5 protein-coding genes, 1 pseudogene and 1 riboswitch are annotated in these 12,925 nt (G+C 50.4%); of the genes and pseudogenes, 4 read left to right on the forward strand and 2 right to left on the reverse strand.

Features of this window, described 5'->3' with window-relative positions; translation table 11 throughout:
• The first annotated feature begins 254 nt into the window (after nt 1-254).
• A riboswitch (cyclic di-GMP riboswitch) is annotated at nt 255-338 on the forward strand.
• 26 nt (nt 339-364) lie between these two features.
• The gene (locus tag ABS784_RS16380; RefSeq protein WP_352513283.1) at nt 365-1,084 is read left to right on the forward strand and encodes a hypothetical protein; all 720 of its coding nucleotides are present in this window, start codon (nt 365-367) and stop codon (nt 1,082-1,084) included.
• Nucleotides 1,085-1,673: 589 nt separating this feature from the next.
• A complete protein-coding gene (gene ltrA / locus ABS784_RS16385; protein WP_352513285.1) occupies nt 1,674-2,936 on the forward strand; it encodes a group II intron reverse transcriptase/maturase in 1,263 nt (420 codons plus the stop codon).
• Between the two features lie 170 nt (nt 2,937-3,106).
• On the opposite strand, the gene ABS784_RS16390 is transcribed toward ltrA, so the two are convergent.
• Nucleotides 3,107-4,168 carry an NUDIX hydrolase gene (locus ABS784_RS16390; protein ID WP_021321947.1) on the reverse strand — a complete coding sequence of 354 codons (1,062 nt, stop codon included), beginning with the start codon at nt 4,166-4,168 and terminating at the stop codon, nt 3,107-3,109.
• A 459-nt stretch (nt 4,169-4,627) separates the two neighbouring features.
• Here ABS784_RS16390 and ABS784_RS16395 point away from each other — a divergent pair, with 459 nt between their 5' ends.
• Nucleotides 4,628-6,955: a bifunctional 2',3'-cyclic-nucleotide 2'-phosphodiesterase/3'-nucleotidase gene (locus tag ABS784_RS16395; RefSeq protein ID WP_352513287.1), complete on the forward strand. Its 2,328-nt coding sequence runs from the start codon at nt 4,628-4,630 to the stop codon at nt 6,953-6,955.
• Nucleotides 6,956-7,052: 97 nt separating this feature from the next.
• Here ABS784_RS16395 and amyS read toward each other — a convergent pair whose 3' ends face one another.
• Nucleotides 7,053-8,666, reverse strand: a complete 1,614-nt coding sequence (gene amyS / locus ABS784_RS16400) for an alpha-amylase (protein ID WP_407067062.1) — start codon at nt 8,664-8,666, stop codon at nt 7,053-7,055.
• A gap of 377 nt (nt 8,667-9,043) precedes the next feature.
• Here amyS and ABS784_RS16405 point away from each other — a divergent pair.
• Nucleotides 9,044-12,847, forward strand: a pseudogene (locus ABS784_RS16405) (pullulanase X25 domain-containing protein); the annotation flags it as partial.
• Nucleotides 12,848-12,925 lie beyond the last annotated feature (78 nt).

The raw sequence follows: 12,925 nt of genomic DNA on the forward strand, positions 1-12,925 counted from the left end.
GTCGCTACTCACATTCTACAGGAAAGGTGCTCTTTTTTCTATACCCTTTGGATTTTATTGGATAATCAACACGCCTGAAAGTGCATGAAACATTGCGGCATCCGGGAGTGGTGACAAAAAGCAAATATACGGTACGCGAACTTCAACTAGGGATTTAATGGTGAACCAGGAATGTTTGAGACATATATGAAATGGTACAAAGGTCGAAAATCGTCATTTCGTCTCACTTCCTCGCGAAGAAAATCATGGTACAATCATAATAAAGGTACAGCTTAAGGAAACTTAGCGTCACAAAGCTACAGGGGCTAAGGGGAAACCTATGCCAGCCAGCTGCCATTACCAAAAAATAAAGGAGGAATTGGTAATGTTGAAGAAAGGATGGCCGATTTTGGTGGCGTCGATGCTCGTCGCCTCTCCGGCGTGGGCGGCCGCCAAACCTGCGGGCAAAGCGCATGAGCGCGAAACGATGGTGAAGAAAGTGGAAGTCGTCGTCAAGAAGAAGACGGAACAAAAGGAAACAGAGGCGAAGAAAAAACAGGAATCGTCCAAGCAACAAAAATGGCTTGCGCAAAAGTTGGCGCAGTTACATAAAAAAGTAGGCCAAATTGAAGAGCGGCTAGACAAAGTGACCGCTCGCATTCAAGCATTGAGCGAAGCGGAATCGGCAACGGACACGCAAACGACGCCTGCTGATTCGTTGCCAACGGGCGAGCCGTCTGCTTCTCAACCGACAGAAGTCACAGCGGCAACTGACGCTCCGAGTGGACAAGCCATAGCGGCCAATGACGCTGCCGCTCCAGCTTCCAGCGGGCAAACGGTAACGGAGGCGCTGTCTCCGAATTCTCCACAACCTGTTGGTGAAGACCAAGAGGAACTCGATGAAGAAAAACAAGAGCAAATTGATGGCCTCATCGGCCAGCTCATCGCGCTGTCCAACCAGCTGCGGGCGGTGACGAATGAAATTCGCGCCCTTGAAAAGAAAGTCGGCGCCAACAACGCAGACATTCAGAAGTTAAAAGAAAAAGTCAAGGCGTTGAACGACCAAGTGCAAGCGAACAAAAAGGCGTTGCTCAATTTGCTATAGAAATGAGGAAGGGCGCCAGTGGAGGGCGCTCTTCGTTGTGTGTACGCCCGGCATGGGTGCGACGCTATAGGGTGAAAGTCCCGAACGGGGGCTGGCGAGCGCCTACCGTTAGCTGAAAGCAAGGGTGTCCACCGCGAGGTGGAATCTGAAGGAAGCTGGAAGCAAACACTCGACCTGAGGTACACGAACCCAATGGGAGGCCGTCACAGTCGGACGAGTCTGCACAACAAGACGAAGTCCTAAGCCGCCAAGGGCTGTGGAGGTAGATTGGGCAGGTGCATGAGTGGAAAGTGTCCATCCTTATCCGGGGAGGCCTGTACGGAACGCCTTCTGACGATGGCAACCAGAAGTGCTGAACGTACAGGAGTCAGCAGAGGCCATAGTACTGGAGTAAGGGACGCCTGAAACAGGAAGGGCCGAACGTCAACTCAGGGATGAATCAGACTCTTTCGAGATGTTGCGTGTCGAAGCAGAATTCCTTTCGGAACTCATCTGAGGAAGCAAGGGTGAAGCCCAGAGGGCCTCAGGTCGAGGGCTGAGCGCAACCCGGCAAGACCTGAATCTCATCCCGCGGAAGGAGAAGATCACGATGGCTTTGTTGGAACGCATCTTAGCGAGAGACAACCTCATCACGGCGCTCAAACGGGTCGAAGCGAACCAAGGAGCACCGGGAATCGACGGAGTATCAACCGATCAACTCCGTGATTACATCCGCGCTCACTGGAGCACAATCCGCGCCCAACTCTTGGCGGGAACTTACCGGCCGGCGCCTGTCCGCAGGGTCGAAATCCCGAAACCGGGCGGCGGCACACGGCAGCTAGGCATTCCCACCGTGGTGGACCGGCTGATCCAACAAGCCATTCTTCAAGAACTCACACCCATTTTCGATCCAGACTTCTCCCCTTCCAGCTTCGGATTCCGTCCGGGCCGCAACGCCCACGATGCCGTGCGGCAAGCGCAAGGCTACATCCAGGAAGGGTATCGGTACGTGGTCGACATGGACCTGGAAAAGTTCTTTGATCGGGTCAACCATGACATCCTGATGAGCCGGGTAGCCCGAAAAGTCAGGGATAAACGTGTGCTGAAACTGATCCGTGCCTACCTGCAAGCCGGCGTTATGATCGAAGGGGTGAAGGTGCAGACCGAGGAGGGGACGCCGCAAGGCGGCCCCCTCAGCCCCCTGTTGGCGAACATCCTTCTCGACGATTTAGACAAGGAATTGGAGAAGCGAGGATTGAAATTCTGCCGTTACGCAGATGACTGCAACATCTATGTGAAAAGTCTGCGGGCAGGACAACGGGTAAAACAAAGCATTCAACGGTTCTTGGAGAAAACGCTCAAACTCAAAGTAAACGAGGAGAAAAGTGCGGTGGACCGCCCGTGGAAACGGGCCTTTCTAGGGTTTCGCTTCACACCGGAACGAAAAGCGCGAATCCGGCTCGCCCCAAGGTCGATTCAACGTCTAAAACAGCGGATCCGACAGCTGACCAACCCAAACTGGAGCATATCGATGCCAGAACGAATTCATCGCGTCAATCAATACGTCATGGGATGGATCGGGTATTTTCGGCTCGTCGAAACCCCGTCTGTCCTTCAGACCATCGAAGGATGGATTCGGAGGAGGCTTCGACTCTGTCAATGGCTTCAATGGAAACGGGTCAGAACCAGAATCCGTGAGTTAAGAGCGCTGGGGTTGAAGGAAACAGCGGTGATGGAGATCGCCAATACCCGAAAAGGAGCTTGGAGAACAACGAAAACGCCGCAACTCCACCAGGCCCTGGGCAAGACATACTGGACCACTCAGGGGCTCAAGAGTTTGACGCAACGATATTTCGAACTCCGTCAAGGTTGACGAACCGCCTAGTGCGGACCCGCATGCTAGGTGGTGTGAGGGGACGGGGGTTAGCCGCCCCCTCCTACTCGATTGCAATGGTGACCTTCTATTTTTGCTTGGGTTGCTTCTTTTCCTGCTCTTTTAGAAAAGACATTCCTTCAAGGTATATTCTCTCTGCGAATAATGGATTATTTGAACAGCTTTTCTGCTTCCTTATCTACTCCTCTTTTTGTATATTCAAAGACGAGTGACCAGTATAGAGCAACTTTTGCTGTGGACCACATTTTTTCATTTTTGATAGTATATAATACGTCCCTAATTTTAAACGGAATGAAGAGTATTTGTTCCATTTCCCATTTCCCTGGGATTCCTCTGCTGCGTTGTTTCATAATTTCTTCGGCTTTTTCTTTACAGTGCGCAATGCCGATGATATTCCATTGATAGTATTGTTCATCTACACCGAATCCAAGAAATTTTATATTTTCCCTAGGGATGACAACGCCTAGCTCCTCTTCTGCGCCACGTACAGCAGTATTAAATAGGTCCGGCCCTTGTCCTACCGCTTTACGGTCGTGGGAAGGATGGATTGCTTCGACAACGCTAATATCCAACTCGTTTGGCCGCACCCCGCTTTCAGGCGATCGTTTGGTTAAAATGACGTAATTGTCTGAAGTAATGACAGTGATGGCTACGCCAACGCCGTTTGCTAGCGCTGGGATTGGTTGCCTAACTGTGTTTCCGGCCAAGTATTTCTCTCGGATTGTATAACCGGAAGGAAGTTGTTTATCTAGATTCATATTTAACGCTTTAAATGTATAATAATCTGAAGGAACGAACGAAAAAATGACTTTCATATCCTCATTCACTTTTGTTCGTAGAATTGAATATTTTTCGAGAGAGAGCAAAGGTCCATTCCAACTGTAGCTTTCCCCCCGTTGTTTCTTTGCATCTTCCGCTTTTTCTATTTCTCTCCTCAAAATTTTTAAATCACTGGGAAGCTCAACTGCATGGTTGTTTACTCTTGTTTCAATATTTTCAGGAGAGTAGGTCATAACGCCATCTCCGTCACAAACAATAAACGAAGTAGTTTCATTCCCAATGGTAAAATATGAGGGATCTTTAATAGTTTTTGGTTTTGCAAGGAGGCGCTTCATGTATTTGACAAATTTCCCCCAAGCCTCCTTTAGAGGGTCTCCTAAAATGACCCCGATGATCACACCGAGAACAGCATTGATGATGTCCCGCAACATTGCATACTCCCCTTGCAAATAAAAGCTCCAAGTTTTTATTTAATCATAACATTGATGAACGATGCGTGTCACTCCTTTAATGTCGGCTGTCATTCCTTCTTTTTCTATCTTCCAACGGTTTTTTGATGTGTTCTGCTAATGTTGAGCTGTCAATCGCTCGTCGGACGGCGGTTTCAATGATAATATACAGCATGAATGTAAAAAAGAAGATTGAAAAGATCAACCATCCCCAAGAATAGGACATTGTGCTTTCCTCTATCTCTTTCGATATTGTCTGTTTATTTCCTCTATTTTTCTGTGAAAATAATGAATCCATGAGCGGTTATTTTCATGCTTGGGTGGCGAGTAAAAGCTTACTCATGGATGTTTTTTGTTTGTTTTTTCTATCAAAATTTTGTTGCTTTTATGGTAATATGTATAGAGATGACAATGATTTGATCTGAGTGAGGGGGATGGACATTGAAAAAACGGAAGAAATACGCGGCGGCGAGCGTGGTGTTGGCGTTGGGGCTGCTTGCTCCGGCTGTGTTGCCGACCGCAGCGGGCGCGGAAGACCGAGATGTCGTCAAGCTGCGCATTTTAGAGACGACAGACGTACATATGAATCTCGTCAACTACGATTATTTCAAAGATAGTCCGACGAATGAGTTCGGGTTGTCGAAAACGGCGCGTTTGATCGAGCAGGCGCGCGCTGAGCAGCCGAACACGATTCTGTTTGACAACGGGGATTTGATTCAAGGAACTCCGCTTGGCGACTATGTGGCCAAAGTGAAGCCGCTGCAAGACGGCGAAGTGCATCCAGCGGTGAAACTGTTGCATTTGTTGAAGTACGATGCGGCGACGGTTGGGAACCATGAGTTCAACTATGGCTTGGATTTCCTCAATGAAGTGTATGACGATGCCAAGCTGCCGATCGTGAATGCGAACGTGTACCGTGACGATCATGACCAAAATCCGGATAACGATGTCAACTATTTCACGCCGTATCAAATTTTAGCGAAAGAAGTCGTTGATGAAGACGGGGAGAAGCATACGCTGAAGATCGGCGTCATCGGCTTTGTGCCGCCGCAAATTATGGATTGGGACAAAGCGAATTTGCAAGGGAAAGTGATTGCGAAAGACATTGTGCAGTCGGCGCAAAAGTATATTCCAAAAATGAAAGCGGAAGGGGCCGATTTGATCGTTGTGCTATCGCACTCGGGCATTGAGACCGGCGGAAACAGCCCGAATATGGAAAACGCATCGTATTATTTGACGCAAATTCCGGGGGTCGACGCCGTGTTGGCCGGCCACCAGCATAAAAAATTCCCGGCCCTTCCAGGCACGACACCAGATTTTCCAGACGGAAACGGAATCAACAATGAAACCGGCACGATCAACGGTGTTCCGGTGACGATGCCGGGTTCATGGGGCGATACGCTCGGCGTGATCGACTTGACGGTCGAGCAAATCGACGGAAAATGGAAAGTGACGCAAGCGAAAGCCCAACTCCGTCCAGTGTATGACAAGGCGACGAAAACGCCGCTTGTCGACAGCGACCTGGACGTGGAGCAGGCGATCCAAGCGGAACATGAAGCGACGATTCAGTACGTCCGCAGCCCGGTTGGAAAAACAACGAGCCCGATCAACAGCTATTTTGCGCTTATCAAAGACGATCCGTCCGTGCAAATCGTCACGAATGCGCAAAAATGGTATGTCGAAAAGATGTTGAAAGGGACGAAATATGAAGGCCTTCCGGTGCTGTCGGCCGGCGCTCCGTTCAAAGCCGGCGGACGCGGCGGGGCGAGCTATTATACCGACATCCCGGCAGGGGAAATCGCCATTAAAAACGTCGCCGATTTGTACTTGTATCCGAACACGGTGTATGCGTTGAAAATTACGGGAGCCGAGTTGAAAGAATGGCTTGAGTGGTCGGCGGGGCAATTCAACCAAATCGACCCGAACAAGACAGACGTTCAGCCGCTTGTGAACAACGACTTCCCGACGTACAACTTCGACATTATTGATGGAGTGACGTACGAGATCGATGTGACCGAGCCGGCGAAATACGACAAAAACCAAAATGTGATCAATCCGAATGCGAACCGGATTAAAAACTTGAAATTCGAAGGCAAGCCAGTGACGCCGAACATGGAATTTATCGTCGCAACGAACAACTATCGGGCGACGACAAACCGGATCATCAATCCGGGCGGGAAAAACACGATTTTGGCTGCGCCGGATGAAAACCGGCAAGTGATCATCGATTACATTCGGGAAAACGGAACGATCAACCCGTCAGCGGATGGCAACTGGCGGTTTGCGCCAGTGAAAGGGAAAGCGCCGGTGACCGTCACGTTTGAATCGTCGCCGGAAGCGCAAAAATACTTGCCGCACGACGGCAGCATCCGCTATGTCACCGCCTTGCCGAGCGGATTTGCCCAATATGAATTTGCCTTGCCGCTTTGGAAGGAAGAAAAGCCCAACCCGCCAAAGCAGCCGGAGAAGCCAACCACTCCTCCAGGCCAAGTGAAAAAAGTGTACTGGGATGGCGTGGAGCTGAAAAAAGGGCAAATCGGCCGCTTGACGGTGCAAAAGCCGATCAATCTATGGAAACGGACGAAGGATGGGCGCCTTGTGTTCGTCCGCATCTTACAGCCTGGGGAAGTGTACCGCGTCTACGGGTATGATGCGCGCTTCGGCGGGCAGTACGCGGTCGGCGGCGGGTATTACGTGACCGACATCGACACGCACATCCGCTATGAAACGCCGTCAAAGGAGAAGTTGAAGCAAGCAAATGGATGGTAACATCAAACACGGCCTTGTGCCGCCATTCATGGCGGGCAAGGCCGTGTTTTTTGTCTCAATGATAGAGCGGAATATCTTTACAACGCGATCGCAGGCATCAAGGCCATGCCACCAACCGTGGTTCGGTCCAACGGACGAATTCACCAGTCCACGGTCGGGTTGTGATCGGCCGAGCGATGGTAGAAACGGTCGTTTTTCTAGGAACCCAAACCGAAACCGAACCGCCATTGACTTTGAATTCCCCCCATCCATCACTGTTGATGGTGACGGTGTCACTCCGGTTGCCGGTAAGGTCATAGAACACTTTTCCAGCGTGTTGTTTGCCAACGTACATCCATTTGCTTCCTCCCGGCCCATCGGTGATCAGTGCGGCCAGTCCGGATCCTGGTTTTTCAGTGACCCCTTCCCTTGTCCACCCGATGATGTCGGAGTGATCAAGATAATCATGTTGCGTTCCGTAAGCATAATCCCTGCGCGCGATGAGGAGCGGATCGATTTTGCTTTTCAGCGAAGGAATGTTATATTGTGGAATGCCATAATAGTCACCATAAAAGACGCACGGGTATCCTTCCTGCCGAGTTAGAATAAAGGCGTAAGCCAACGGTTTGAACCATGGGTCGACCCATGACTGCAGCGCTTGGCCGGGTTCGGTGTCATGATTATCAACGAAGGTGACGGCCAATGTCGGTTGATCTTTCATGAGAGTATTGGTCATTAACGTGCGCATATCAAATGCGCCCCCTGATTTGGAAGCGGTATAAAATTTGTTGTGTAACGGGGCATCAAACAAAGACATCGTTCCGTTTGTTTTCGTAATGTAATTGTGCAACTTGTTGATGTCATAGCTCCAATATTCCCCGACGGTAAATAGCGGCTTGCCAGTCTGAGAACGCACATACGACAACCAATCAGGAAAAAAACTGAACTTAATATGCTTGACGGCATCAAGCCGGAACCCATCAATGTTCGTTGTGTTGACATACCATTTCCCCCAGTTTTTCAGCTCGGTCACGACTTCGGGATGATCCATATCAAGGTCGGCATACATTAAGTAGTCATAGTTTCCGTTTTCCGTGTCTACTTCCCAATCCCACGCTTTGCCGATGCCGCGGAATTTGTAAATGCGGCTCAATTTTCGGCTTTCGTCCCAATCAACGCCGTCAAAATGGTACCAGCGCCACTTAAAGCTGGAGTAGGTGTTGCCCCGCCCGGGAAAATCAAATTTCGTCCATGCTTGGATTTGATAGGTGCCCGAGATTTCTTGGTTGCGGTCGGACGGATTGACTTCGACGGCGTCCACCCATTCCGTGCCGTCGGCGCCGCCTTTATGGTCGAACACGACATCGGCGTACACTTGCATTCCAGCGGCGTGGGCGGCTTGAATGGCTTGAAGATATTGAGCTTTTGTTCCGTATTTTGTGCGGACGGTCCCTTTTTGATTGAATTCGCCGAGGTCATACAAGTCGTATACTCCGTACCCTACGTCGCTGCGGCTTGTTCCTTTGTAAGCGGGCGGCAGCCAAAGAGCGGTGATGCCAAGGCTGGATAAGTTGTTGGCTTCATTGGCCACTTTGGTCCATAACGTGCCATCATCCGGCAAGTACCATTCAAAATACTGCATCATGGTGCCGTTAAACGGTGCGGCAGCCTTGGCGGGCTGTCCTGTTGGGCAGAACAGCGAGGCAGTGAGCAAAAACGCGAGCAGGAACATCCATCCTTTTCGAATGATGCGGTGAAACGTTAGCACAATGCCCTTCCCCCTTAATCAAATGTTACATTCGACGGTTTGGCTTCCAAAAAATTAAGGGAAACGATTGCATAAAAAGAGTAAAAAGGGAGCAAACCCTCGAACGTTTACGTCTATTATAATTTTTATTTGTAATCGTTTTCAATATCGAATTTAAACAATTTTGAGTTTGACATGAATCGAAAATAGAACAACGGAACGATTCGTTTTTCAACATGGGGAAAATATAGTTGAAATATTCTGTTTATTCGTATAAGATAAAGATTGATGAAATCGTTTGCATCAACCATTTTGTGCAAACGATTGCACAAAGAATATAAAAAGGAAAGGAGAGAAGGAAGTTGGCCAAACAAAGGAGAAGGGAGCGGGGGATGATCAAGAGGGCAAGGAGAATGCTATCATTGGTTTTGGCATCGGTGTTGTTGCTGGCATTGACTCCTTTCCAGGCGGTTGCCGCTGCGAACGAGGCAGGAAGTTCTAGCGCTCTAGGGAATGGAGCGCATCGGTGGACGGCCGAATCCACGGCCTCGCAACCACGGACGATCACGCTAGTCGGCAATTTGCAAGATGAGTTGGGCCATACGGCGGAATGGGATCCGGGGGCATTGGCGACGAGGATGCATGATGAAGGGAATGGGCTTTATACATTCACCGGGACGCTGCCAGCCGGGACCTATGAGTACAAAATTGCGGTCAACGGCAGCTGGGATGAAAATTACGGCGTCGGCGGCCGCAATGGCGCAAATCTGGTGTTGAAGCTGGATCGGCAAACCGAGGTGACGTTTTATTACAATGACCGGACGCATGCGATCGCTGATTCGACATGGTATACGGCGATTGCGAAGGAGAAACAGCCGCGTCTTGTCGGGACGGTGCTGCCGGCCATCGACTATGAGGGGGAGAGCAACGGATGGACTCCGGGGACATCGACGGCGCTGTTGACCGATGATGATTTTGACTCGGTGTACACGTTTACGGCGCAGGTGCCGAAAGGATCGTATGAATATAAAATTGTCCTCGGAAACAATTGGAATGAGAGCTACCCACAAGAGAATGCACGCTTAAATGTTTTGGAAACGACGATCATTACATTCTTCTTCAATGCGAAAACAAAAGAGGTGTACACCGACTACAACCCCAATGGCTCTGACGGTGTTGTTCAGAAAGACCGATTAAAACACAATACATGGGATACGCTGTACCGCCAGCCGTTTGGTGCGGTGAAAGCGGGAACGAAGGTGACGCTTCGTCTGGCGGCGAAAAAAGGCGATTTGACGAAGGCGGATGTGTATGTGAAAAATGCGACGACCGGAACCGCCAAAGTCTACACGATGGAAAAAGTCGGCGTGCTCGGGGATGATGAATATTGGGAGGCTGCGTTTACCCCTTCTGCGCCGGGGGTATACGGTTATAAATTTATCGCTGTCGATGCCGGGATGAAGGCGGAATATGGTGAAGATACGAAAGAAGGACAATGGGGGAGGGCGGTCGACAAAAATGCGGGGCTGTTTCAGCTGACCGTCTATGATCCGAATTACAAAACACCAGATTGGATGAAAGAAGCGGTTGTGTATCAAATTTTCCCGGATCGGTTCTTTAATGGCAACCCTTCAAATGATAACAGCAAGCAGCAGGCACGCGGGGCGCAGCCGATTGAGCATCGCGATTGGTCGGATTTGCCCGATAATCCGCGCCTGAAAGGGACGAGCGGCTACGATGGCGACGGTGAATGGTCGAATGACTTTTTCGGCGGAGACATCGCCGGAATTGAACAAAAGTTGGATTATTTGCAGTCGCTTGGAGTGAACACGATTTACTTAAATCCGATCGCCAATGCGCCATCGAACCATAAATATGATGCGAGCAATTACAAAGAATTGGATCCGATGTTCGGTTCCCCGGAAGAATTCCAATCGTTTGTGCAGGCGCTTGCGAACCGGGGGATGCATCTCATCTTAGACGGGGTGTTCAACCACGTATCCGACGATTCGATTTACTTTGACCGCTACCACCGCTATCCGACCGTCGGTGCGTATGAATATTGGGAAGCGGTTTACGATTTGATGAATGAAAAAGGATTGAGCGAGGAAGAAGCGCGGAAACAAGTGGAAGAGAAGTTCAAACAAGAGGGACAGACGTTCAGCCCGTATGGGTTTCACCTTTGGTTCAATATTGAAAACAAAAAAGTCGATGGCCATTATCAATACCAATCATGGTGGGGCTATGACAGTCTGCCGGAGTTTAAGTCGGTGACGGGGGAAAAAGTGCCGAATCCGAGTGAATTGAACAACGATGCGCTCGCGAATTACATTTTCCGTGAATCGGATTCGGTGGCGAAAAGCTGGATTGCCCTCGGCGCCTCCGGCTGGCGGTTGGATGTGGCCAATGAGGTGGATCCGGCGTTTTGGCGCGAGTTTCGCCAAGAATTGCTTCAAGGGTCGTACGGCCGCGGTCCGACGTTAAAAGAGGGGGAGCAGCCGCTCATTTTAGGGGAAATTTGGGATGACGCATCGAAATATTTTCTAGGCGACCAGTACGATTCCGTGATGAACTACCGGTTCCGCGGGGCGGTGCTTGACTTTTTGAAAAACGGAAATGCAGAAGAGGCGGACAAGCGACTGACGGCCATAAGGGAAGACTACCCAAGTGAAGCGTTTTATGCGCTGATGAACTTAATCGGTTCGCATGACACGGCGCGGGCGGTCTTTCTGCTTGGGAACGGAACGGATTCATCCGAGCGGGCGGAGCTTGATCCGAATTATAATGAGGAACTTGGGAAAAAGCGGCTCAAGCTGGCGGTGATTTTGCAGATGGGATACCCGGGAGCGCCGACGATTTATTACGGCGATGAAGCGGGAGTAACAGGCTCAAGAGACCCAGACAACCGCCGCACGTATCCGTGGGGCAAAGAAGATCAAAATCTGTTGTCCCATTATCAGAAAGTGGGGCACATTCGCCAGCACCATCAATCGTTGTTGGCCCATGGCGACATCAAGACGGTGTATGCGCAAGGGGATGTATACGTATTTGCCCGCCAATACGGGCGTGAAGTGGCGCTCATTGCCGTCAACCGCGGCAATGAGGACAAGACGGTGGCGCTTGACGTCGCTTCGTTGCTTCCGAACGGCACCGTGCTTACGGATGAGTTGCATGATGGCGGGGAAGCTACGGTCGCTGGCGGAACGTTGACGGTCACGATTCCGGCCCTGGATGGACGGATGATGTTTGGGACGGTGACGGCGGAAATGCCGGCAGCAGTCAGCAATTTGCAGGCGAGCGCTTCGGATGGCTGCGTGACGTTAACGTGGGAAGGAAATGCGTCGAGATACCGAATTTACGAGTCCACGTTAAAAGGTGCCGGTTATACGATGGTGCAAGAGACGGAAACAACTTCGGCCACGATCGGTTCGTTGACGAACGGAACAGCCTATTACTTTGCCGTTGCGGCGGTCGATGAAAACGGGAATGAATCACCGAAGGTCGAAACGAATCGCGTCGTTCCTCATTACCCGCTGACGAGCGACAATGTCCAGTTCGTGACAACGTTAAGCGATGCCACACTGGATTTATCAAAGCCGCAACAAGTGGATGTCCATGTCAACATCGACAATGTGACAAGCAAAGGAGCAGCTGATGGGTTGCAAGCGGTGTTGCAAGTGAAAGGCCCCCATGACGAAACATGGAAAGAATACAGAGCGGCCTACCAAGGACAAGACGGCGACGCCAACGTGTTCCGAGCTGCCTTCACTCCGCTCGCCGCAGGGACGTATACGTATCGTTATGCGCTGACGACCAACCTCGGCGAGGAATGGGTGTATACAGAAGAGAAGCAAGTGACGTTTGCGGCAGACAGCAGCGACCAAATAGCGCCAGCAGACGCCATCGAGCTGCGGCAGCCTGCGGTTGAATCGGGACAAGTGAATTTATCATGGACGTTTGTTGGGAAAAAAGATGGGGATGCTTATTTGTTAGCCATCGAGCGCAACGGTGATATCGTGCATACAACCACTTCGATCGGCGATTCATTTACAGACTACGATGTCGAAAACGGCACCGAGTACACGTATGTTGTCAAGTTGTATGACCGCGCCGGCAATGTTGTGGCGTCGAACACGGTCAAGGTGACGCCGGACATTGTGATGGTGACAGGCGTGTTGATTATCCAATAAAATCCAAAGGGTATAGAAAAAAGAGCACCTTTCCTGTAGAATGTGAGTAGCGAC

This window comes from Geobacillus sp. G4 (assembly GCF_040327975.1).
GTDB lineage: Bacteria > Bacillota > Bacilli > Bacillales > Anoxybacillaceae > Geobacillus > Geobacillus thermoleovorans.